At 31.0% G+C, this 23,631-nt stretch carries 19 protein-coding genes; 15 read left to right on the forward strand and 4 right to left on the reverse strand.

The window, feature by feature from the left end; genetic code table 11:
* Positions 1 to 419: 419 nt before the first annotated feature.
* Genes J2Z42_RS13635 through iolD form a run of 5 tightly spaced genes read left to right on the forward strand, consistent with a single transcriptional unit; the run spans position 420 to position 6,253 of the window.
* Positions 420 to 1,574 (forward strand): iron-containing alcohol dehydrogenase, encoded by a 1,155-nt coding sequence (locus tag J2Z42_RS13635; protein ID WP_209703317.1) that lies wholly within the window; start codon positions 420 to 422, stop codon positions 1,572 to 1,574.
* Positions 1,575 to 1,582: 8 nt separating this feature from the next.
* A complete protein-coding gene (locus J2Z42_RS13640; protein ID WP_209703318.1) occupies positions 1,583 to 2,428 on the forward strand; it encodes a class II fructose-bisphosphate aldolase in 846 nt (281 codons plus the stop codon).
* A gap of 13 nt (positions 2,429 to 2,441) precedes the next feature.
* Positions 2,442 to 3,458 carry a 5-dehydro-2-deoxygluconokinase gene (iolC, locus tag J2Z42_RS13645; RefSeq protein ID WP_209703319.1) on the forward strand — a complete coding sequence of 339 codons (1,017 nt, stop codon included), beginning with the start codon at positions 2,442 to 2,444 and terminating at the stop codon, positions 3,456 to 3,458.
* A gap of 19 nt (positions 3,459 to 3,477) precedes the next feature.
* Entirely contained in the window at positions 3,478 to 4,278 is an 801-nt protein-coding gene (locus J2Z42_RS13650; RefSeq protein ID WP_439897333.1) for a 5-deoxy-glucuronate isomerase, read from the forward strand.
* A gap of 28 nt (positions 4,279 to 4,306) precedes the next feature.
* A complete protein-coding gene (gene iolD, locus J2Z42_RS13655; RefSeq protein ID WP_209703320.1) occupies positions 4,307 to 6,253 on the forward strand; it encodes a 3D-(3,5/4)-trihydroxycyclohexane-1,2-dione acylhydrolase (decyclizing) in 1,947 nt (648 codons plus the stop codon).
* An 80-nt stretch (positions 6,254 to 6,333) separates the two neighbouring features.
* Here iolD and J2Z42_RS13660 read toward each other — a convergent pair whose 3' ends face one another.
* Together J2Z42_RS13660 and J2Z42_RS13665 are read right to left on the reverse strand one after the other, a co-directional pair.
* Positions 6,334 to 7,200 carry an AraC family transcriptional regulator gene (locus J2Z42_RS13660; protein WP_209703321.1) on the reverse strand — a complete coding sequence of 289 codons (867 nt, stop codon included), beginning with the start codon at positions 7,198 to 7,200 and terminating at the stop codon, positions 6,334 to 6,336.
* A gap of 649 nt (positions 7,201 to 7,849) precedes the next feature.
* Positions 7,850 to 8,872, reverse strand: coding sequence for a LacI family DNA-binding transcriptional regulator (locus J2Z42_RS13665; protein ID WP_209703322.1), 1,023 nt, complete (start codon positions 8,870 to 8,872; stop codon positions 7,850 to 7,852).
* Positions 8,873 to 9,487: 615 nt separating this feature from the next.
* Here J2Z42_RS13665 and J2Z42_RS13670 point away from each other — a divergent pair.
* From J2Z42_RS13670 to J2Z42_RS13680, 3 genes are all read left to right on the forward strand, one after another.
* Positions 9,488 to 10,327, forward strand: coding sequence for a sugar phosphate isomerase/epimerase family protein (locus tag J2Z42_RS13670; RefSeq protein ID WP_209703323.1), 840 nt, complete (start codon positions 9,488 to 9,490; stop codon positions 10,325 to 10,327).
* A gap of 160 nt (positions 10,328 to 10,487) precedes the next feature.
* Positions 10,488 to 11,471, forward strand: a complete 984-nt coding sequence (locus tag J2Z42_RS13675; protein ID WP_209703324.1) for a Gfo/Idh/MocA family protein — start codon at positions 10,488 to 10,490, stop codon at positions 11,469 to 11,471.
* 32 nt (positions 11,472 to 11,503) lie between these two features.
* A complete protein-coding gene (locus J2Z42_RS13680) occupies positions 11,504 to 12,376 on the forward strand; it encodes a sugar phosphate isomerase/epimerase family protein (protein WP_209703325.1) in 873 nt (290 codons plus the stop codon).
* 220 nt (positions 12,377 to 12,596) lie between these two features.
* Here J2Z42_RS13680 and J2Z42_RS13685 read toward each other — a convergent pair whose 3' ends face one another.
* Complete coding sequence (locus J2Z42_RS13685) at positions 12,597 to 13,433, reverse strand: AraC family transcriptional regulator (RefSeq protein ID WP_209703326.1); 837 nt, start codon at positions 13,431 to 13,433, stop codon at positions 12,597 to 12,599.
* 174 nt (positions 13,434 to 13,607) lie between these two features.
* On the opposite strand from J2Z42_RS13685, the gene J2Z42_RS13690 reads away from it, so the two are divergent.
* From J2Z42_RS13690 to J2Z42_RS13720, 7 genes are all read left to right on the forward strand, one after another.
* On the forward strand, positions 13,608 to 14,786 hold the full coding sequence (locus J2Z42_RS13690) for a Gfo/Idh/MocA family protein (RefSeq protein WP_209703327.1): 1,179 nt from the start codon (positions 13,608 to 13,610) through the stop codon (positions 14,784 to 14,786).
* 74 nt (positions 14,787 to 14,860) lie between these two features.
* The gene (locus J2Z42_RS13695; protein ID WP_209703328.1) at positions 14,861 to 15,802 is read left to right on the forward strand and encodes a sugar phosphate isomerase/epimerase family protein; all 942 of its coding nucleotides are present in this window, start codon (positions 14,861 to 14,863) and stop codon (positions 15,800 to 15,802) included.
* Positions 15,803 to 15,887: 85 nt separating this feature from the next.
* A complete protein-coding gene (locus J2Z42_RS13700) occupies positions 15,888 to 16,763 on the forward strand; it encodes a sugar phosphate isomerase/epimerase family protein (protein WP_209703329.1) in 876 nt (291 codons plus the stop codon).
* A gap of 301 nt (positions 16,764 to 17,064) precedes the next feature.
* On the forward strand, positions 17,065 to 18,474 hold the full coding sequence (locus J2Z42_RS13705) for a sugar porter family MFS transporter (protein WP_209703330.1): 1,410 nt from the start codon (positions 17,065 to 17,067) through the stop codon (positions 18,472 to 18,474).
* Between the two features lie 425 nt (positions 18,475 to 18,899).
* Positions 18,900 to 19,916, forward strand: coding sequence for an inositol 2-dehydrogenase (iolG, locus tag J2Z42_RS13710; protein WP_209703331.1), 1,017 nt, complete (start codon positions 18,900 to 18,902; stop codon positions 19,914 to 19,916).
* Between the two features lie 39 nt (positions 19,917 to 19,955).
* Positions 19,956 to 20,852 carry a myo-inosose-2 dehydratase gene (gene iolE / locus J2Z42_RS13715; RefSeq protein WP_209703332.1) on the forward strand — a complete coding sequence of 299 codons (897 nt, stop codon included), beginning with the start codon at positions 19,956 to 19,958 and terminating at the stop codon, positions 20,850 to 20,852.
* 301 nt (positions 20,853 to 21,153) lie between these two features.
* Positions 21,154 to 22,554, forward strand: a complete 1,401-nt coding sequence (locus J2Z42_RS13720; RefSeq protein WP_209703333.1) for a sugar porter family MFS transporter — start codon at positions 21,154 to 21,156, stop codon at positions 22,552 to 22,554.
* Between the two features lie 246 nt (positions 22,555 to 22,800).
* On the opposite strand, the gene J2Z42_RS13725 is transcribed toward J2Z42_RS13720, so the two are convergent.
* On the reverse strand, positions 22,801 to 23,547 hold the full coding sequence (locus J2Z42_RS13725; RefSeq protein WP_209703334.1) for a methyl-accepting chemotaxis protein: 747 nt from the start codon (positions 23,545 to 23,547) through the stop codon (positions 22,801 to 22,803).
* Positions 23,548 to 23,631 lie beyond the last annotated feature (84 nt).

The raw sequence follows: 23,631 nt of genomic DNA on the forward strand, positions 1-23,631 counted from the left end.
TTTAGGAATAATGTCTTCCTCTAAGAGTTATCTGCACAAAAATAACATAACCAATATTTTTGAGCCAGCTTGAAATTAGTTTCCGAGCTTACTCTAAAATATATATCTATGATGCAATTCAAATTTTAGTTATTTATATATGTTCAGTATATGAATGATCTTGTATATCCTATATATAATTATATATAAAATTTTATAAAAGTAAATAATTTATTGTGATATTGATTAAAAATTATTCAAAATATACCCATAAAATAGCATTTATATAAATAATACAAAAAACAATACAAGAAATAATAAAAAGTATTGACTATACAATACAATGATGCTAATATATAATCAAAAGATAATCATAATATAACAATAAAATAATAATTTAGAAAAGCAATACAATAAATATATATTGAGAAGGTGAAGAAATGAGTAATTTATTTTTAATGCCAAGGTACATTTTTACAGGTGAAGGTGCTTTGGACAAGGCAGGAGACAAGATAAAATCACTTGGCAGTAAGGCACTTATTATAACAGATGATGTTATGGTGAAATTGGGTAGTATAAATAATGTTACAAATCTATTGGAAAAAAATAATGTAAAATTTTCTGTTTACCATGAAGTAAATGGCGAACCTACTGATATTATGGTTGATAATGGAATTAAGAAATACAAAGAAGAAAATTGTGACTTTTTAATAGCATTAGGCGGAGGAAGTCCTATTGATACAATGAAAGCCATAGGTGCAATGATAACCAATCCTGGTAGCATAAATGATTACTTAGGAAAAGTAATAGAAAAGGAAACACCACCATTGGTTGCTATACCAACAACAGCAGGAACAGGTTCGGAGGCAACTCAGTTTACTATAATAACAGATACTAAAAAAAATATAAAGATGCTTTTAAAGGGACCTTATTTGATTCCAACCGTTGCGGTTGTAGATCCTATTTTTACAATGACATCCCCAAAGAGTGTTACATCTGCAACTGGACTGGATGCATTAACTCATGCAATTGAGTCATACACTTCAAAACTTGCTCAGCCTATGTCTGAGATATTTTCAATTTCTGCTGTAAAGAAGATATTCAATAATTTACATGAGGCTTATAATAATGGATCTAATGTTGAGGCAAGAACAGAAATGTCTATAGCAGCACTTCAAGCTGGAATAGCATTTAATAACTCTTCAGTTACCATAGTACATGGAATGAGCAGACCGATAGGAGCTATCTTTCATGTGCCACATGGACTTTCAAACGCAATGCTTCTTACAGATTGCTTAAAGTTTGCATTATCAGGAGCACCCGATAAATTTTGTGATCTTGCAAAAATTGTTGGAATATATAAAGATGGAATGAGCGATATGGAAGCTGGACAGGCATTTATAGACGGAGTTGGAAAATTGTGTTCTGATTTGCATGTGCAGACTTTGGAGGAATTCGGGGCAGACAGGACTAAATTCTTTAATAGTTTGGACAAGATGGCAGGAGATGCACTAGATAGTGGAAGCCCACAGAATACAAGAAGAGAAGTAAAGAAAGAAGATATAATAAACATATATAAGGGACTGTGGAAGTAGGTGAAAGTATGTCACTAGAAAAATTGGAAAATTTGTTAAAAGAAGCAGATAAAAAATGTTATGCAGTAGGAGCTTTTAGTATTGCAAACATGGAAATGATAATGGGGGCTGTAAAAGCGGCAGAGGAATTAAATGCACCTATTATACTTCAAATTGCAGAGTCAAGGTTGTCTCATTCGCCGCTGCAATTAATAGGACCTGTTATGATGGCAGCTGCAAGAAATGCTAAAGTTCCTGTAGCGGTGCATTTAGATCATGGTACTACTATAGATTGTATAGAAGAAGCTCTTAAGTTAGGATTTACATCTGTTATGATAGACGGATCAAAACATCCATTAAAAGAAAATATAAATTTGACGAAAGAAGTCATAAAGGAAGCCAAAAAATATGGAGCTTCTGTAGAAGCTGAAATTGGAAGAGTTGGTGGAAGTGAAGATGGTTCTGAGAAAATATCAGCTATGTATACGGATACACAGGATGCAAAGACATTTTATGAAGAAACAGGTGTAAATGCGCTGGCAATAGGAATTGGAAATGCTCATGGAGTGTACAAAGGTTCACCTAACTTGAATTTTGATGTACTTAAGGATGTAGATAAAAACATAGATGTTCCACTTGTGTTACATGGAGGATCAGGTATAAGTGATGATGATTTTAGAAAATGTGTGACCCTTGGAATGAGAAAAATAAATATAGCTACTGCTACATTCATGTCTGTTGCTAAAAATGTAAAGGCACTTTGTGATAAATCAGATACTATTGATTATTTTAAATTACATGAAGCTGAAGTTTATGGCGCTTACTTAAATGTAAAGAGGCATATTAAAATATTTGGAACTGAAAATAAGGCATAAAAGGAGGAAAAAAATGAAATATATTGAATTTAATAATAATAGAGAATTTGATGTGATACCACTTGGTAGAGCGACAATAGACTTTAACCCGGTAGATGTAAATAGAACTTTAGCTGAAAGCACGACTTTTAAAAAATATCTCGGAGGATCACCTGCAAATGTAGCAGTTGGACTTGCAAGGTTAGGCAAAAAAGTAGGTTTTATAGGAAAAATATCCAATGACAGATTTGGAGATTTTATAGTTGATTATTTCAAAAAAGAAGGAATAGATACATCACAGATTTATAGAGCAAAAAATGGTGAATCTTTAGGACTTACTTTCACAGAAATACTGAGTCCTACAGAGAGCAGCATTTTAATGTATAGAAATGCTATTGCTGATTTAAGCCTAAATGTAGATGAAATTGATGAGGAATATATAAAAAATGCAAAAGCTATTTCAATTTCAGGAACATCACTGGCACAGAGCCCATCGAGAGAAGCTGCTTTAAAGGCGCTTGAATATGCTAAAAAACATAATACAGTAGTTATTTTTGATATAGATTATAGAGAATATAACTGGCATGATAAAGATGAAATTGCAATTTATTATTCTATAGTGGGAAAGAATAGTGATCTTATAATAGGATCAAAGGAAGAATTTGATCTTATGGAAGGATTGATTGCAAAAAATAGCAGTGATGAGGAAACTGCTAAAAGATGGATTGGATATGGAAATAAAATTGTAGTTATAAAACATGGTAAAGATGGTTCAACTGCTTACACAAATGATGGAAAGAGCTATAATATAAAACCTTTTCCTGTAAAGCTTTTAAAATCATTTGGCGGGGGAGATGCTTATGGCTCTGCATTTATATATGCACTTTTGGAAGGTTGGGACATAATGGACGCGCTTGAATTTGGTAGTGCTTCTGCTGCAATGTTAGTTGCAAGCCACAGCTGTTCAGATGCAATGCCTACAGCTGATGCAATAAAAGAATTTATAAAAAAGGAAAAGGCTGAATATGGGGAAATGGTAGCAAGAGCTTAGGAATAGGAGGAATTTATATATGAGTATGAGCGAGTTTGGTAATTTAGGTTCTTTAAAATATGGAGCTAATAAAATATGCAATATAGATGGTGCATATAAAGAAATGCTTATGGACATTTCTGTAAACAAACTTAAAAAGGGCTCAGAAGAGTCTTATGAGGAAAGCGAAAAAGAAATAGCTGTACTCCTCTTGACTGGAAAAGTTGAAATAGAATGGTCTGGTAATAAAGAAATTATGGAAAGACATTCAGTATTTGATGAAGATCCATGGTGTCTTCATGTGCCACATGGTACAAAAGTAACAGTTAAGGCAGAAGAAGAAAGTGAAATAATATATCAAGCTACAGAAAATCAAAAGGATTTTAAAGCAAAATTCTATTCTCCAAAAGATTGTCAAAGTGATATATTTGGCAAGGGAGTATGGAATGACACTGCAAGGAGAGTAGTAAGAACAGTATTTGATTACCACAATGCACCTTATTCCAATATGGTAATGGGAGAAGTTATAACTTATCCTGGTAAATGGTCAAGCTATCCACCACATTATCATCCACAACCTGAAGTTTATTATTATAAATTTAATAAACCTCAGGGACTGGGATTATGTCTTACAGGAGACGATGCACATAAAATATCAGACAATAGTTATGTTGCTATACATGGAGGGGATGTCCATCCTCAAACATCAGCACCTGGATATGCTATGTACTATTGCTGGATGATAAGACATCTTAAGGATAATCCTTGGACTGACAGAATAGATGTAGATGAACACAAATGGTTATGGAATAAAGATGTAAAAATATGGCCTGAGAAATAATACGAAAAAAGCAGGAGGAGGTTTAAAAATGGGTACAATTAGGTTGACTACAGCTCAAGCATTAGTTAAATTTTTAAATAATCAATATATAAGATTTGATGGCAAGGAAAGCAGATTTGTAGAAGGAATATTTACGATATTTGGTCATGGAAATGTAGTAGGACTTGGACAGGCACTGCAGCAGGATCCAGGAGAACTCAAGGTTCGCCAGGGAAAAAATGAGCAGGGTATGGCTCAAGCAGCTGTGGCATTTGCAAAACAAAATAGAAGGAAAAAGATATATGCATGTACATCGTCTATAGGGCCAGGAGCAGCAAATATGGTAACAGCAGCTGGAACTGCAACTGCTAATAATATACCGGTTTTGTTGCTTCCGGGAGATACATTTGCAACAAGACAACCAGATCCTGTACTTCAACAGGTTGAACATACAAATAATGCTTCAATGACTACGAATGATGCATATAAAGCTGTGTGCAAGTATTGGGATAGAATAAGCAGACCGGAACAGTTGATGAATGCTATGATAAATGCTATGAGAGTACTTACAAGCTTAGATGATACTGGAGCAGTATGCATTGCATTACCTCAGGATGTTCAAGGTGAAGCTTATGATTTTCCAGATTATTTCTTTAAAAAGAGGGTACATGTAATTCCTAGAAGAAAAGCAACTGATGAGGAAATAGAAGATGCTGTTAAATTAATAACTTCAAAGAAAAAGCCATTACTTATTTGTGGCGGCGGTGTAAAATACTCAGAAGCAGGTGAAGAACTTAAAGAATTTGCAAAAGAGTTTAATATACCTATTGGTGAAACACAGGCTGGAAAGAGTTCTGTAGAGAGCAATTTTGAATTAAATCTTGGTGGAGTTGGAGTTACAGGAAACTTAGCAGCAAACCTTATAGCTGAAAGTGCTGATTTAGTAATAGGTGTAGGAACTAGATTTACTGATTTTACATCAGGATCAAAGGAACTTTTCAGAAATAAAGATGTTGATTTTGTTACAGTAAATGCCTCTGTATTTCAGGCATACAAGATGGATGCGACAAAAGTAGTAGGAGATGCTAAAGCATGCCTTATACAATTAAAGGAAGCGCTTAAAAAATTAAAGTATAAGAGTTCATATAAAAATGAAATAATAGAAGCTAAAAATAAATGGGAAAATGAAGTAAAGAGGCTGTATAGCATTGAATATCCAAAAACAGATTTTAAACCTGAAATAGCTGGACAAAATGAAGATTTTTTGAAAGAATTTTATAAGCTGTATGGATCTGCACTTCCACAAACTACAGTTGTAGGTGAGATTAATAAGTTTGTAGAAAAAGAGTTTAATGGAAATTATGTAGTAATTGGTTCTGCCGGAAGTCTTCCAGGAGATTTACAAAGACTTTGGAGGTCAAGCAAAAAATACAGCTATCATATGGAATATGGTTATTCATGCATGGGATATGAAATATCAGGATCTTTAGGTGTAAAACTTGCAGAACCTGATAAAGAAGTATATGCAATGGTTGGAGATGGAAGCTATTTAATGTTACATTCAGAGCTTATAACTTCAATTCAAGAAAGAAAGAAGATAAATGTACTTTTGTTTGATAATTGTGGCTTTGGATGTATAAATAATTTACAAATGTCAAATGGTATTGAAAGTTTTGGAACAGAGTTTAGATTTAGAAATGAAGATCAAAATAGATTGAATGGAGAGTATGTTCCTATAGATTTTGCAAAATGTGCAGAAGGTTATGGAGCTAAGACATACACAGTAAAAACTATTGATGAATTAAAGAATGCGTTAAAAGATGCTAAGAATCAGAAAGTATCTACTTTAATAGATATAAAAGTTTTACCAAAAACTATGACAGATGGTTATGATGCTTGGTGGCATGTTGGTGTCGCTGAGGTTTCAAATAGAAAATCAATACAGGATGCATATGCTGAAAGACAGAAGAGGCTCAGCAGTGCAAGAAAGTACTAGCTTTTAGTATATAAGGGGTTGTCGCATTAACATATTTAGTGCGACAACCCCTTATATTAAGTTTATTGTATTCACATTTATTATTTAGCTTGTTTAAAATTTTTGCTTACAAAATATTTTCTATATTTTCCAGGTGACATACCTATTGTTTTAGTGAAAAGCATGTTGAAATAATTTGGATTATCATAGCCTACTATAGTACCTATTTCTGCTACAGAATAATTTGTGTTTATTAAGAGATTTTGAGCTTCTCCTATTTTTCGGTTTATTATATAATGCATAGGAGAATAGCCTGTTTCATTTTTAAATGTATGTATAAGATAATATGGGCTAATTCCTAAATTTTCAGATAAAGTTTTGATGTTTAAATTACCTAAAAAATTATCATCAATGTATTTTTTTATTCTTTTTCCAAGTTGGTATTTTTCTTGTTCCAATTTATTTCCTGATAAATCTATTAGCCTAAGCACTATACTTATAATGGTTAAAAGTAAATAATTACAAGTTTCTTCAGCACCTTTATCATTTAAAACGATTTCAGAATACATCGTTTTAAATATATTTTCAATTACGTTGAAATATTTACCGCTACTTATTATGGGCTTAATATTATCAGGTATTAAATGATTTTCTTCTAGTCCTTCTATTTTTACATTAGTTATACCACAAACGTATGTGCTAAATTGAAGATTGGAACGTTCATCATGAAGCACATCTTTATTATATATAAGTATATCACCCTTCTTTGTTTTATATTTGTTATTTCCAATAGTGTGAATTCCAGAACCTTCCTTTATAAAAACGATTTCTACCATATCCTTATGCATATGCATTATTCTTGGGAATTTATTGTCAACTTTTTTAGCTTTACATATATGTACTAATTTAGGAAAATTATTATTCTTAAAACTAGATTCGTAGTTACTTTTTACAAAATATTGGATCATAAGAACCTTCCCCCCCATATAAATCAATAATTAGCTATTTTCAAGATCAGAACTCTTTAACTCGTTAGGTTTCAAAGATTTTATTCCCTTTAATGTCGAATATATTAGTATCTCTAAAAATTACTCATGAATCTCAATTTCCAAGATTAAAAGTAGAGGTGTTTTAGAAACCATATCTTTTAACAACAAATAGAGACTATTGGCTTAAGTGTTCTATTACACGATATTCTATAGAATGGAGCAACTTGCATAAGATCAGACAGAATAGTTATTGAAAAAAATATGATTAAAAGTAAATAAAGTATATTCTTTAAATTTTGAATTATTTATTGCTGATATAACTCCGATTGATAACGGTTAAATCTTAATTTAATTATAACTTTACAAAAGATCTATTGTCAATAAATATATGTATTAACAAAAATTTAAAGCAAAAAACTATATCTTTTATAATTTTATGCTTTATGAATACTGAAAGTAACAATATTTCGAATAATTTATAGAGCAATTTATTTTATAAATAGCTAATAAATTTTTGCTAAGTTTGTACTATTAATTTCAGTTTATAAATTATATTTTTATTTTCTGATAATTTTTAATCCTAGGTTATGCTCGATGCATTAGAGTGATAGAAAATATTCGATTAGTTTTAAATATTTTCTTTTGTTTTAATTTCAAGTTTAGTATACAAATATTTCTTAGATGGCAACTTGTTTCGAAAAAAATAGTTAAAAAAAATTTTTATAGGCAAATATCCTTGCATTAAAGGTTCTTGAGTTATTGTAAAATCTATTGTATTATCATTAATAAATTTAATAGTATCAGGATTTAAATCAAAGCACACAAATTTTATGTCCTTTTTATTTTGTTCATGAATTGCTTTTGCAACTCCATCTATACCTCTACCGGTGATGAAAATACCATTTAAATCACTATGTTTTCTAAAAAGCTCGATTGTTTTTAAATAAGGAGATTCTTTATAATTAAATATTTTTACTACATCAACTACTTTAATTCCTGGATAGTCATGTTTTATAATTTCTTCAAAACCTATCTGTCTTTCATCTAAAGCTTTTAATTTTGACAGTCCTGTAATAATTGCTACATTTCCATTTTTAGGTAACAATTTTCCCATAAGTTGCCCTGCAACTCTTCCGCTTTTTATTAAGTCCTGTCCTACATAACAAAGCTTTTCTATGTCAAGTATATCAGTATTGAAAGTTATTATCTTTATATTCTTCTTAGAAATTTTATTTAATTCTAATCTTATTATTTCTTCATCTAGAGGGGATAGAGCTAATCCTCGTATATTTTTATTCTCTAACTCTTTTATGCATCTTAATTGTTCATCAATAGTAACACTTTTCATAACGCAGCACTCTACTGTAATACCAGAGTCTTTCAATTCATGATAAGCCTGTTTAATACCTTTATAAATTTCATCAAATGAAGAATCATTTTTATCTAAGATAATAACCCCTATTTTTACAGGATTTTTTTGGTATGCCAGCGATCTCCCAGCCCAATTAACTTTATATCCCATTTCATCTGCTATTTTTTTTACTTCTTCTCTTACTTTCTGGCTTACTCCAGGTCTATTATGTAAAACTCTATCAACAGTTCCTCTTGAGACTTTTGCAATTTCTGCAATAGATCTAATAGTAGCTCTCATCATTATACACCTCAATCCGATTATACACATGGGTTTATTATATCACAAATTAAATTCTGCACATAAGATATTAAAAAATCACTTAGAGGTTTATATAAAAGCATTAGATTAAGTATTCTAAATTTACTTATTTGATTTTTTCTTTACCATTTATTGTTCAATTTCCAGAACAAAGATTTTATAAAATATAAATTAAATATACTTAGATGAAAGTAAATTAATAAATAAGATTTTTTTATTATTTTATTGTTGTATTTTAAAAGCAACAGTTGTATAATATTACTAAAGTACATGATACTTAAATACGTTTTAAATAATGTACAGTGAAAAAAGCAATTTGTTAAATAATATTTAAACATTTTTTTATTTTTTACATTTTTCGTGCCCGAGCACAAAAACAAATAGAATTTTTAAAAATAAGAGATTAACGATTAAATATTTTTATTTTTTTACATTTTTCGTGCCCGCACACGTAATGCGAAATAGTGTCTTTATGAACAAAAGATTAATTGCTAAATAAGTTTTCTATAGTATTTTAATCTGTACAACATAATTACATTATGCTGCACTAGAGAAAAATATAAAATTTTATATAAATTTAAGGAGGATATTATTATGAAAATCGGTTTTAATGAAGCAACAACAATGAAAAAATCTTCACTTGAAAAGGATTTAAAGTTTTGTGAAAAATATGGGTATGATTTAATTGAAATTAGGACAATGGATAAGTTAAAAGATTATCTTGAAACTCATACTGTTGAAGATCTCGCAGATTATTTTAAGACTCATAAAATTAAACCATATGCATTTAATACATTAGTATTCTTTAATAATAGGGATGAAGTCGGTTACAAAGAAATAAAAGAAGAGTTCAAATATTTATGTGAAGTAGGACAAAAAATTGGTTGTAATACTATTATAGCAGTTCCGCTTGTAACTACTGAGAAAATTACAAAAACAAAAATTAAAGAAAGCTGTGTAAAGGTATTAAATGAATTAGCAGACATTGGAGAAAAATATGGAATTAGAATAGCAGTAGAGTTTTTAGGACATCCACAAGCAACAGTAAATACCTTTGGACAAGCTTATGACATTATAAAAACTGTAAATAGAGATAATGTAGGTATAACTTTGGACTGTTTCCATTTTCATGGAATGGGATCAAATCTTGAAGACTTAAAACATGCTGATGGATCAAAGATATTTGTAGTTCATATAAATGATACAGAAGACTTTCCAATTGGTATATTAACAGATGAAGACAGATTATGGCCTGGTGAAGGTGCAATAGATCTTGATGGAATATTCTCTACATTAAAAGAAATAGGATATAGCGAAATGGCATCAGTAGAATTATTCAGACCAGAATATTATGAATTGGAAATAGAAGAAGCAATCAAAATTGGTAAAGAGAAGACAGTAGCAGTAGTTGGAAAATATTTTAATATAGGTTAAAGTCATTTAATAGAAAACTAAGTTAGATGAGATTAGTACACCCCATTGGGTAGAGGATCTTTGAATAATAAAAAATAAATGAGTTGTAATATTTCACTAGAATTTAAGATAGTTTTCTATTGAATATTATGACTACATTATATAGGGGAGGAATAAAATTATGACATTAAGAATAGGAGTTATTGGTACAGGTGCAATTGGAAAAGATCATATTCGCAGAATTAATGAAGTACTAACAGGTGGAAAGGTTATAGCAGTAGCAGATATTTGTGAAGCAGGTCCTAAGGCTATAGCTGAGAAGTATGGTGTTAAAACATATAAAAATGGTGCAGATCTTATAAATGATCCAGAGGTTGATGCAATAGTTGTAACTACTCCTGGATTTGCGCATAAGGATCCTGTTCTTCAGGCAATCGCTGCAGGTAAGCCAGTATTTACAGAAAAACCATTATCTACTACAGCTGCTGACTGTAAAGAAATTGTTAATGCAGAAATAGCTGGTGGTAAGCATCTTGTACAAGTTGGATTCATGCGTCGCTATGATAAGGGTTACAATCAAGTTAAGGCTATGTTAGATAGTGGTGAGTTTGGTGTACCTTTAATATTACACTGTACTCATAGAAATCCAGAAGTAGACACAAGCTATACTACTCCAATGGCAGTACATGATACAGCAATTCATGAAATTGATGTTCTTCATTGGTTAATTGATGATGAATATGAGTCAGCTCAGGTTATTATGCCAGTTTCTACAAAATACACACATTCTAAGCTAAAAGATCCTCAACTTATGATTCTTCGCACAAAAAAAGGTATTTGTATTGAAATTGAAGTATTTGTTAACTGTGAAGTAGTATGTGAAGATGGCGTAGTTAAGATGCCAGCACCATCTACACCAATTACTCGTAAGAATGGTTTACTTTCAACTGGAATTGAAACTAACTGGAAAAATCGTTTTATTGATGCTTACGATGTTGAACTTCAGGATTGGATTAATTCGGCAGGCAAAGGTGAAATAAATGGACCGACAGCTTGGGACGGATATTTAGCTTCAATGACTGCAGATGCTTTAGTAAAAGCACAAACTTCAGGAGCTATTGAACCAATTACTACAGGTGAGATGCCAGAATTCTACGCAAAATAAAATTATAGTAATAATTAGGAGGCATTTTAATTATGAAAATTGCATTTGACCCAGATGTATTGTTTAAGCAGAATATGTCTGTTACAAAGGTAGTTCATCAAATTGCTGATTGGGGATTTAAATATATAGAGCAATCTCCACATCCACATATATTGCCATTTTACAAACATCCAAAGGCAAGTAAAGAGATTATAAAAGAATACAAAGATGCACTTCGTGAGACTGGAGTTAAGATTTCTTCATTAATTCCAATTTATCGTTGGTCAGGCCCAGATGAAGAAAGACGAGAAGCAGCTGTGAGAAATTGGAAAAGAGCTATTGAGATTGCAGTTGAATTAGATGTTAATGTAATTAATACAGAGCTTTCTGGAGATCCTAATCAACCAGAAATATGTGAAGAAATGTGGTATCGTTCAATGGAAGAATTACTTCCTATATTTGAACGTGAAGGTATAAGAGTTGATATTCAATCGCATCCATATGATTTTTGCGAGAATAATGATGAAACCGTTGACATGGTAAAATCATTAAGAAGTAACAATGTTAAATATTTGTATTGTGCTGCACATACGTTTTTTTATGACAACGGTGTTGGTGATATAAAGAAGATGCTTGCATATGCAGGTGATGACCTTTCTCATGTTATAGTTGCAGATACAATGAATCATACAAAAGATTGCAGATATATTTTGAATCCTCCAGGAGTAGATGCCACAATTCATCAACATCTAGGTGTAGGTGAAGGAGAAGTTGATTTTGATGCATTCTTTGAACAATTAAGAGCAATGAATTTTGGAAAGAAAGAAGATACTATTGCTTCTGTATCATTATTCGGCTATCCTGAAAAGATGAATGAAATTGCTCCAAAAGCAAGAGAAATTATTGAAAAAAATCTTTTAGGCTAATTATTTTCTTGTAAAGAAAAAGAAATGGTTATTGAATTATGCTCAGTAGCCATTTCTTTTTGCACTAGTGAAGCAATGAAAAAAAAATAAAAATTATAAAGATATCGTTTTCAAGTTCGTATTCTTAATTACTTTGAAAATGGTACATTTATATATTTTGAAATATGCTTTAAATGTGTTTCATTTTTTAGATATTAATTTTTGTATTTAAAACAAGTACTTAAATGTGAGTTTCTCGAAATTTTTTTGGAGAATAACCTATCTTTTCCACAAATAAATTAATAAAACTTCCAGTATTTTTATAGCCAACGCGAAAAGCAATTTCATCAATAGAAAGTGATGTAGTTTTTAATAATACTTTAGCTTTATCAAGACGTTCACTGATTACGTATTCTATAGGAGAATATCCAGTTTGAATTTTAAAAATATGAGAGAAATAGTAAGTGCTTAAATTGGTAAGCTGTGCAAGATTTTTAAGTAAAATTTTTTTATCAACATTATTATGAATATAATTTATAGCAGTATCTATAGGTGAATTTTGTTTTATGTCTTCAGTTGAGTTTATAGCCAAAGTACATATAATATGGTAAATAATTAAAGAAATTTCAGAAGGCATTAGAACTTGATTATCTTCACACTTTTTTACTAGTTGATATAATAGTTTACCAATAGTAATAATATTATTTCCTTGAAATAAAACTCCATATTGGTTCATAATATGCTGACATAAATCATGAGAATTTACACCATCAAAATGAATATACAAAAATTCCAAGCTATTTGAGGCATGATAATAATGTGGTTCTTGACAGTCAATTAGTATTGCCATACCCTTTTGCACAGCATAATGGTGTTTCCTGTATTCTAATATGAGTTCCCCTTTTCGAACATATACTAATAATAAATATGGAAAAAAGTCACGTTTTATAAAATACTTTTTAGTACAAAAATAGTGTCCACACCAGATTAAATAAAAGTAAAACTTTTTTGCAGTTTGGGATGGAGTAAAAGAAAAACATGAAGAATTGGCTAAAACTCCAGGATCAATACTTTTCATAAAAAATTCCTCCACTTACATGATTTTATATAAAAATTATAATGTAAAATAAATAGTAAAGCAATATATATGAATAATATGACAAGATACAATATTTAAGTATTTTTATATTTAGATTATACTATAGATGTACTTTTGAAAATGATTTCAATAAATTATAAGGAGATGTTTTTTATGTTAAATGGAGAAAGAAAGATCGAAAGACCACTTCGTTGGGGAATGGTTGGTGGAGGCAGAACAGGAAATGTTGGATATAAGCATCGTTTAGGTGCTCTCAGAGATAATACAGCATTTCAATTGCTAGCTGGTGCGTTCGACATTGATCCAGCTCGAGGCAAAGATTTTGGCATAAATCTAGGCGTTGACCCTAGTAGATGTTATCCAGACTACAAAACAATGTTTCAAGAAGAAGCTAAACGCAAGGACGGTGTTGAAGTAGTTTCTATTGCAACACCAAATGCAACGCATTATGAAATTTGCAAAGCTGCTCTCAATGCTGGATTACATGTAATTTGTGAAAAGCCACTGTTCTTTGAAGTAGGACAAGGAGAGGAAATTAAAGCACTTGCAGAAGAAAAGGGGAAGATTGTTGGAGTAACCTATGGATTTTCTGGAAGTCAGGTGCTACTTCAAATGCGTTCTATGGTAAAAAATGGTGATCTAGGGCAAATCCATATGATAGAGCTTCAATACACTCATGGTTTTGGTTGTGACTTTAAAGCAGACCAAACTAATGAAGGACAAAAATGGAGAGTAAATCCTAAAATTTCGGGTCCATCTTTTGTTTTAGGTGATCTATCTACACATACTTATTATATGTCACAGCTAATTTGCCCTGATATGAAAATAAAACAGGTTCTTTGTGACCGCCAAAGTTTTGTTAAAAGCCGTAAACCATTGGAGGATAATGCATATTGCCTTATGAGATATGAAAATGGTGCCGTTGGAAGAATGTGGGCATCAGCAGTAAACGCCGGTTGCATGAATGGTCATAGAATCCGTATTGTTGGCTCTAAAGCAAGCATAGAATTTAGTGATAATCAGCCTAATGAATTATTATATGAAGTTCAGGGCAAACCAATTCAAAAACTCATTCGAGCAATGCCTTACCTTTATGATGAATGTAATGCAGATGAACGTTTAGGGGCTCTTCATGCAGAAGGCTTGCCAGAATCTTGGGCAAATATTTATTTGAAGTTTGCGATTGCTATTGATGCTAAAAACCGTGGTGATAAAGAAACCTTAAAGAATCTAGTATATCCAGATATTAATGCTGGAATTGAGGGTATTCGCTGGGTTCAGAATTGTGTTAAATCAGCTAATGCTGGTGGTATCTGGGTAGATTTTAAATAATATGATATTTATAATTAACTACTAGAAAGAATATTCTAAATTTTAAAAAAATAATTAAAAAGTGAGGGGTTTTTATGAAATTATCAATATGTACAGATGTATTGGGTAAATTGTCCTATGAAGATATGTTAGATAAAGTTAAAGGTATGGGTATAGATTATGTAGAAATGTCAGTTGGAGGATGGTCTCCAGCTCCTCACATTCGTGTTGATGAGCTGTTAAACAGTAAAGAAAAGTTAGAAGCTTTTAAGAAAGCTCTTACTGATCGTGGAATGGGAATAGCAGCATTAAACTGTTCAGGAAATCCTTTAGATCCTGGACCTATGGGAGAAGCACACCGTGCTGTTATTGATAAAACTTTAGAGTTAGCAAAATTATTAGGGGTAAAGAAAATTGTTACAATGTCAGGTCTTCCTGCAGCAAATGCAAAAGATACAGTACCTAATTGGATTACATACACTGTAAGTTGGCCTGCAACTTTGCAAGATGTAGTGAAATATCAATGGGAAGAAGTTGCTATTCCTTACTGGAAAAAGGTTGTAAAAAAAGCTAAGGCATGTGGAGTTGAAAAAATTGCACTAGAAAATTTTACATCAATGTTAGTATATAATCCGGAAACTTTATTCAAGTTAAGAAACGCAGTCGATCCTATGATTGGATTAAATTTAGATCCATCTCACCTAATGTTTATGGGAGCTGATCCAATTCAAGCTGCACGTGCCCTTGGCGATGCTATCTATCATGTACATGGAAAAGATGTAAGAATTGAAAGGGGTCTTTCCGATGTTAATGGTTTACTTGAAACTAAAGTAGTTGAAGATTCTGCCAACCGTGCATGGAACTATGTTGCAGTAGGTTGTGGTAATGATTTGAAATGGTGGAAAGAGTTCTTTTCAGTTGTAAAAATGATGGGCTATGATGATTTTGTGTCTCTAGAAATGGAAGATTTGACAATGTCAGTTGAAGCAGGAATAAAAACATCTGTTGATGCTTTAAAACAAACTATCAGCATTTAGAGCATTGAAAAATAATTTAATATTTTAATATAAAAATAAGAATTGCTATAAAATTAGCTAAATTTATAATTGGGAGGATTATACGATGAAAATTGCGTTTGATCCAGATGTACTTTTTAAACAGAATATGTCTGTTACACAAATGGTTCATCAAGTTGCTGATTGGGGGTTTAAATATATTGAACAGTCTCCACACCCTCAAATTTTGCCATTCTATAAGCATCCAAAGGCAAGTAAGGAAATTATTAAAGAGTATAAGGATGCACTTCGTGAAACAGGAGTTGAAATTTCTTCTTTGATTCCAATCTATCGTTGGTCAGGCCCAGATGAGGAACGTCGTAAAGCTGCAGTATGTAATTGGAAAAGAGCTATTGAAATTGCAATTGAACTAGATGTTAATGTTATTAATACTGAACTTTCAGGTGATCCAAATCAACCAGAGATTTGTGAAGAGATGTGGTATCGCTCTATAGAAGAATTATTGCCAATTCTTGAGAGAGAAGGTATTAGAGTAGATATACAGTCTCACCCTTATGATTTTTGTGAGAACAGCAACGAAACTGTTGACATGGTAAAGTCTCTTCGTAGTGATAATGTTAAGTATCTATATTGTGCTGCACATACATTCTTTTATGATAATGGCATTGGAGATGTAAAGAAAATGCTTGCATATGCAGGAGATGATCTTTCTCATGTTATAGTAGCTGATACTATGAATCATACAAAGGATTGTCGATATATACTTAATCCACCAGGAGTAGATGCTACGATTCATCAACATTTAGGTATTGGAGAAGGAGAAGTTGATTTTGATGCATTTTTCGAACAGCTGAGATCAATGAATTTTGGAAAGATGGAAGATACTATTGCATCCGTTTCTCTATTTGGATATCCTGAGAGAATGTCATGTATTGCTCAAGAAACTAGAAAGATAATATCAAAAGAACTTTTAAATAGTTAGTTTAAAACCTAGTAAAAAAGAGGGTATAAAACTTTATTTTATAATTTTATGCCCTCTTTAGAAAATAAAATTTTAGAAACCGTTTGCATATAAGCATTAAAACAAGAGAAGTATAGCATATATTTGCCTAGTACTATTTAAGACAAAATATGCTAACCTACTCCTGTAGAATATTAAAGTATACAACGTATTTTATTATACTACAGGAAATAAAAATGTAAAAGCTTAATAGTAAAAATTATAAAAACTAATGAAAGGTGGGTAGAAGCGACGGATTAAAAACAAATAAGGGGGAACTGTAATGGAACAAAGTATTGAGAAAAAAAGATTTTTAAAAAAAATATCTATCATATCAACTTTTGGCGGACTTTTATTTGGATATGATACAGGAGTAATTAATGGGGCGCTATCTTTTATGACTAGACCAGATCAATTAAATTTAACTCCTCTTACTGAAGGGCTAGTTACAAGTGCATTATTATTTGGCGCAGCATTCGGCGCAGTATTTGGAGGACATTTATCAGATAAATATGGCAGAAAGACAATAATTAGACTTCTTGCTATTATTTTCTTTTTTGCAACTATAGGTTGTTCGATTTCACCTAATTCATCAGTTATAATTGTTTGTCGATTTATATTGGGATTGGCAGTAGGGGGAGCTTCAGTTATTGTACCGACGTTTTTAGGAGAGATGGCTCCTAAAAATAAGAGAGGTAGTGTTGTTTCTCAAAATGAATTTATGATTGTTACTGGACAATTACTGGCATATGTATTCAATGCTATTTTAGGAAATATTTTTAATAATCCTGGTATTTGGCGTTATATGATAGTTATTGCAACTATTCCAGCAGTTATATTATGGTTTGGAATGTTAGTAGTACCTGAGACACCAAGATGGTTGGCTGCTAATGGAAAAGACTCTAAAGCATTAGAGGTATTAAAAAAACTACGCGAAGAAACAGAAGCAGAATCAGAACTTGAAGAAATACAAAAAAATATTGAAGAAGAAAAACATTTGGAACGCGTAACATTTAAGGATTTATGTACACCATGGATTAGACGTCTTATACTAATTGGAAGTGGAATGGCTATTATTCTACAAGCTATAGGAATTAATGTAATGATGTATTATGGAACAACTATTTTGGAACAATCTGGATTTGGAGTCAAAGGAGCACTGATTGCTAATGTAGGAAATGGATGTATGTCTGTTATTGCAGCATTTGTTTATATGAAGTTTTTGGCTAATAGATTTAGACGTAGAACGATGCTTTTGTGTGGATGCACTGGAACTACATTATCAATGCTGGGAATAACTATTATTGGACATGTATTGGGGGGATCTGTTTTACTACCTTATTTAGTAATTATTTTGACAATGATTTTTTTAGCTTTCTTTCAGGGGAACATTGGACCAGTAATGTGGCTTGTATTATCTGAAATTTTTCCAATAAAATTAAGGGGATTGGGAATGGGTATATGTACATTTTTTGTATGGATAGCTAATTTCTTTGTTGGATTTTTATTTCCTATATTATTAGCTACATTTGGAATATCTGGTGCATTTACTGTATTTATAGTAATTGGGGTTATAGCATGGATATATACGTATAAGTTTGTACCTGAAACGTTTAATAAATCATTAGAAGAACTACAAGAATCTTTTAGAAATTATAAAACAAAAAACTTTGACGTATCTTCAAGAGACTAAATAATGCACAAATAATAGAAGCGATTATAAAATTTGATATATGGCTTAATTTTTTTTAAAATATAGTGATTCAGTATAATGTTTATACATATACCGAATCACTTTTTTGTCTAAAAGAAAACAACTTGCTTTATCAAATTTAATGGCAATACATGGATTTAATAGTTTTTTCTTGATTGTGCAATATAGCTTAATCTAAATAAGTTATATTGTTATCAATTAGTAAATTAATAAATCTAAACAGCATATTATAATCGTCATATATTCATTATATATACAAAACATGCTCAATAAATCACAAAAAATGTTGCAAATATATAAAATCAGTGTATAATCATATATAAGAGGTGAATGAAAACATTTAATTTATTTGTTGTAATCATTTTCTTATATCATTTAAGTAATTATAAAAGGAGATGTTTTATATGTTAAAAATAGGTATTATTGGTGCAGGCAGAATAGGAAGAGTACACGGAGAAAGTATAACAAAATATGTAAAGGAAGCACAAATTAAAGCGATAGCTGATCCATTCTTAAATGAAGATCAAAAAAAATGGGCTAAAGAAAAGGGAATACCATGTGTATATACTGACTACAAAAAAATATTAGAGGATTCAGAAATTGATGCTGTTTTAATATGCTCTTCAACAGATACTCATTCAAAAATTTCAATAGAAGCTATAAAAGCTCATAAGCATGTATTTTGTGAAAAACCAATAGATCATGATCTTTCTAAAATAAAGGAAGTTATAGAAACACTTAAAGAAAATCCTGGAGTTAAATATCAAGTTGGATTTAACAGACGATATGATCATAATTTTAGAGCTGTTAAACAGGCTGTTATAGACGGAAAAGTAGGCAAGCCTCAGATACTTAAAATAACTTCAAGAGATCCTGAACCACCATCAATTGATTATGTTAAGGTATCCGGTGGAATATTCCTTGATATGACTATACATGATTTTGATATGGTTAGATATCTTATGGACAGCGAAGTTGTTGAAGTTTATGCTGCAGGAAATGTTTTAGTTGATGATGCAATAGGAGAAGCTGGAGATATTGATACAGCTATTATAACTTTAAAGCTTGAAAGCGGAGCAATGGCAGTTATTGATAATTCAAGAAAATCTGTTTACGGATATGATCAGAGAGCAGAAGTGTTTGGATCAAAAGGTCAGGTTGCTATATCAAATGATTCAGATTCATCGGCAGTTATATCAACTAAAGATGGTGTTACAGGTGAAAAACCAATGTTCTTCTTCCTTCAGAGGTATATGCAGGCTTATGCAGAAGAAATAAGAGAATTTGTTGACGCGATTGTAAACGATAAAGATACTCCAGTAAATGCATACGATGGATTGAAGCCAGTACTTATAGGACTAGCTGCAAAGAAATCTTTAAAGGAAAATAGACCAGTTAAAATATCAGAAATAAAATACTAAATATAATTTAATTATTTTAAAATTGGGAGGAATTTTAGAATGTTTAATAAAGATAAAGTAAAAATAGGAATTTGTCCTATAGGCTGGACAAATGATGATATGCCAGACTTAGGAAAAGAGAATACTTTTGAACAGGCTGTAAGTGAAATGGCACTTGCGGGATTTAAAGGTACAGAGGTAGGAAATAAGTATCCTAAAGATGTAAAGGTTTTGAAAAAAGCTCTTGATTTGAGGGGACTGCAAATAGCAAGTGCCTGGTTCAGTGCATTTTTAACAACTAAGCCATTTGAAGAGACAAAGAAAGCTTTTATTGAACATAGAGATTTCTTGCATGATATGGGAGCTAAAGTAATAGTTGTATCAGAGCAAGGTCACAGCATACAAGGCAAAATGGATGTTCCTATATTTGAAGGAAAATATCACATGAATGAAGAAGAATGGAAAAAGCTTGCAGATGGACTTAATAAATTGGGAGAACTTGCAAAAGAAAAGGACATGAAGATAGTTTATCACCATCATATGGGGACAGTGGTTCAAACTACTGATGAAATAGACAAGCTTATGGATATGACAGATGATAATTTAGTTTATCTATTACTTGATACAGGCCATTTGGTATATTCAGGAGAAGATCCAGTAGCTATAGCTAAGAAATATGCAAAGAGAATAAAACATGTACATTTAAAAGATGTAAGACCAGAAAAAAAGGCTAAAGTTAAAGAAGAAAAATTAAGTTTTCTTAAAGGAGTTAGAGAGGGAGCTTTTACAGTTCCAGGAGATGGATGCATAGATTTTGGACCAATATTTAAAGTGCTTTCAGATAACGATTATGAAGGTTGGATGTTAGTAGAGGCTGAGCAGGATCCAGCTATAGCAAATCCACTTGAATATGCAATAAAAGGTAGAAAATATATTGCAGAAAATATAGGCTTTTAAGAATTAGCAAATAGTAAATATATAAAAAATGATTAATAATTTGGGTAAAATAAAGGCTGATATGAGGGACATAGTTGGGATATGTCCTCCATAAAAGCTAAAAGAATCAAATAAGTTTATATGATTCATTTTTATTATACTATATGAACTGAAAATATAAAAGTCTATCAAATAAAAGATTACAGTAAAACGTATACAATAAAATTTCCCTAAAGTTTACTCATATAACTAAAGATGAGCAAATAAATGATTGGATTATTGTACAAGGACTAATCAAATAAATATATCGGGAGGAATTTAAATGGAACAAGCAGTACAAGATAAGAGTAAAAGAAGATTTTTAAGAAAAATATCAATTTTAGCCACCTTTGGATCACTTTTATTTGGGTATGATAGTGGTGTAATTAATGGTGCACTAAGTTTTATATCTAGAAAAGATCAACTTAATCTTACACCTTTAACTGAAGGCTTTGTCACAAGCTCATTATTGTTAGGAGCAGCTTTAGGAGCTGTAATCATGGGACGTTTTTCTGATAAATATGGAAGAAAGAAAATTCTAAAGTTACTTGCAGCAATTTTCTTCTTTTCAACTATAGGATGTGCTCTATCTCCTACTGCATCAATTATTATTGTATGTAGATTTGTAGTTGGATTAGGTGTAGGCGGAGTTTCAGTAGTTGTACCAACATTACTTGCAGAAATGGCACCTACTGAATTAAGAGGAAGTATTGTTTCTCAAGATCAATTGATGATTGTTACAGGACAACTTTTAGCATATGTATTTAATTGTGTTTTAGGAAATATTTCTTCAAATCCTGGTATCTGGCGTTATATGATAGCATTATCATCGATTCCTGCAGTAATTTTATGGTTTGGTATGTTAGTAGTTCCAGAAACTCCAAGATGGCTTGCAGCAAATGGAAGAGTTGCCGAGGCGTTGGAAGTTTTAAAAGAGGTTCGTAATGAACAAGCTGCAGAAGCAGAAATTAAGGAAATTCAAATCAATATTGAAGCTGAAAAACATTTGGAACGTGCTACTTTTAAGGATTTAGGAACTCCATGGATACGTCGTATTGTAATTATTGGATGTGTAATTGCACTTATTCAGCAATTTGCAGGAGTAAATGTAATGATGTATTATGGTACAACTCTTCTAGAAAAAGCTGGTTTTGGAACTAAAACAGCATTAATTGCTAATATAGGTAATGGCATTGTATCTGTTATTTCATCATGGTTTTATATGCATGTAATGGCCAATAGATGTAATAGAAGAACTGTAATACTATTTGGATATTGCGGAACTACTGTAATTTGGCTTATTATATCTGTAGCATCACATGTATTTGCAGGTTCAGCTATATTACCTTATATGATAATTACATTTACTATGATGTTCCTTGCTATTGATCAGGCTACTATAGGACCTTTGACATGGCTTTTGTTATCCGAGATTTTCCCACAAAGAGTAAGAGGAATTGGTTTTGGTGTTGCAACTTTCTTCAATTGGATGGGTAACTTCTCAGTAGGTTTAACTTTCCCTGTACTAATAGCAGCTTTTGGACTTTCAAAGACATTTATAATATTTATAGTACTTGGATTTGTATGTATAGTATGTGTAGCTAAGATGGTACCTGAAACTAGAGGAAAATCATTAGAGGAAATGGAAAAATACTTTAGAAATATAGATGCTGCACAAAATTAAGAAAATTTAACTAAATCTTATGGTATCCCTTCATCTAGTTTATTATTAAACACAATTTGAGAAAAGAATTTGGATTTTTTTAAAAATCCAAATTCTTTTTGTTTTTAGAAGAGATAGGTATTTTATATTCAGAATACTTGGATATTGAAACTGCTTATGATAAAAATAAACTTTGTATTGAAAAAATGTCAGTAGATTTGGCTTTTACACAAACCTACTGACATTCCATCATTCTATACTTTTTTACTATATCTTAAAATGTTTAATAGCATCTTCCATTTCAAAAGACATTGATTTAAGCTTTTCTGCTGAATTTGATATTTCGTTTATACCAGCAGATTGTTCTTCACTTGCAGCTGACGTTTGTTGGCATTCACAAGAAAGGTTGCTTGTCATATCGTATAATTTATTGCCATTGTTTTGCATAGTCTTCATTTTTGATGTGATGTTTTCTATTTCATTGAATATAAGTTTTGTTCCATCAATTATATCTAAATTAGATGATTTTATAAGATTAAAAGAATTAGATACTTTTTCAGCAAGTTTCTTATTTTGATGCATTTCTGAAGTCCCTTTTTTCATATTAGCTTTCATATTTAAAGTATTATTTTGTATTTCTTTAACTGTTTTAATAATTATATCTGATGCATCTGAGGATTCTTCAGCAAGCTTTTTTACTTCATTTGCAACTACAGCAAAGCCTTTTCCTGATTCGCCTGCTCTTGTAGCTTCAATTGCGGCATTAAGTGCAAGTAAATTTGTTTGTTTTGCAATTGATGTAATACTATAGATTATTTTTTCAATGTTCTCAGACTTTTTATTTAAATCAATTACTTTACTATCAAATTCGTTTATAATATCATTTACATTATTAGTTTGTTTCATCATTTTAGTTATTATATCTTGTCCACTTAAAGTTAAAGAATGAGATTTATCTATTTTTTCTTTTATATTACTATTATTAGAAATAATTGAGTCTAATGTAACCGTCAAATAAGAAAGTGGATAGAAAGTGTTAGAAAATTATGAGATAATCTTCTAAAATAAGTTTTTAAAGTTTTTCAAGTTAACTTTAAA

Source organism: Clostridium algifaecis (genome assembly GCF_017874415.1).
Lineage (GTDB): Bacteria > Bacillota > Clostridia > Clostridiales > Clostridiaceae > Clostridium_B > Clostridium_B algifaecis.

Coding starts and splice junctions, on each gene's coding strand:
- J2Z42_RS13635 (WP_209703317.1), top strand. CDS start 420: ATGAGTAATTTATTTTTAATGCCAAGGTACATTTTTACAGGTGAAGGT.
- J2Z42_RS13640 (WP_209703318.1), top strand. CDS start 1,583: ATGTCACTAGAAAAATTGGAAAATTTGTTAAAAGAAGCAGATAAAAAA.
- iolC (WP_209703319.1), top strand. CDS start 2,442: ATGAAATATATTGAATTTAATAATAATAGAGAATTTGATGTGATACCA.
- J2Z42_RS13650 (WP_439897333.1), top strand. CDS start 3,478: ATGAGTATGAGCGAGTTTGGTAATTTAGGTTCTTTAAAATATGGAGCT.
- iolD (WP_209703320.1), top strand. CDS start 4,307: ATGGGTACAATTAGGTTGACTACAGCTCAAGCATTAGTTAAATTTTTA.
- J2Z42_RS13660 (WP_209703321.1), bottom strand. CDS start 7,200: ATGATCCAATATTTTGTAAAAAGTAACTACGAATCTAGTTTTAAGAAT.
- J2Z42_RS13665 (WP_209703322.1), bottom strand. CDS start 8,872: ATGAGAGCTACTATTAGATCTATTGCAGAAATTGCAAAAGTCTCAAGA.
- J2Z42_RS13670 (WP_209703323.1), top strand. CDS start 9,488: ATGAAAATCGGTTTTAATGAAGCAACAACAATGAAAAAATCTTCACTT.
- J2Z42_RS13675 (WP_209703324.1), top strand. CDS start 10,488: ATGACATTAAGAATAGGAGTTATTGGTACAGGTGCAATTGGAAAAGAT.
- J2Z42_RS13680 (WP_209703325.1), top strand. CDS start 11,504: ATGAAAATTGCATTTGACCCAGATGTATTGTTTAAGCAGAATATGTCT.
- J2Z42_RS13685 (WP_209703326.1), bottom strand. CDS start 13,433: ATGAAAAGTATTGATCCTGGAGTTTTAGCCAATTCTTCATGTTTTTCT.
- J2Z42_RS13690 (WP_209703327.1), top strand. CDS start 13,608: ATGTTAAATGGAGAAAGAAAGATCGAAAGACCACTTCGTTGGGGAATG.
- J2Z42_RS13695 (WP_209703328.1), top strand. CDS start 14,861: ATGAAATTATCAATATGTACAGATGTATTGGGTAAATTGTCCTATGAA.
- J2Z42_RS13700 (WP_209703329.1), top strand. CDS start 15,888: ATGAAAATTGCGTTTGATCCAGATGTACTTTTTAAACAGAATATGTCT.
- J2Z42_RS13705 (WP_209703330.1), top strand. CDS start 17,065: ATGGAACAAAGTATTGAGAAAAAAAGATTTTTAAAAAAAATATCTATC.
- iolG (WP_209703331.1), top strand. CDS start 18,900: ATGTTAAAAATAGGTATTATTGGTGCAGGCAGAATAGGAAGAGTACAC.
- iolE (WP_209703332.1), top strand. CDS start 19,956: ATGTTTAATAAAGATAAAGTAAAAATAGGAATTTGTCCTATAGGCTGG.
- J2Z42_RS13720 (WP_209703333.1), top strand. CDS start 21,154: ATGGAACAAGCAGTACAAGATAAGAGTAAAAGAAGATTTTTAAGAAAA.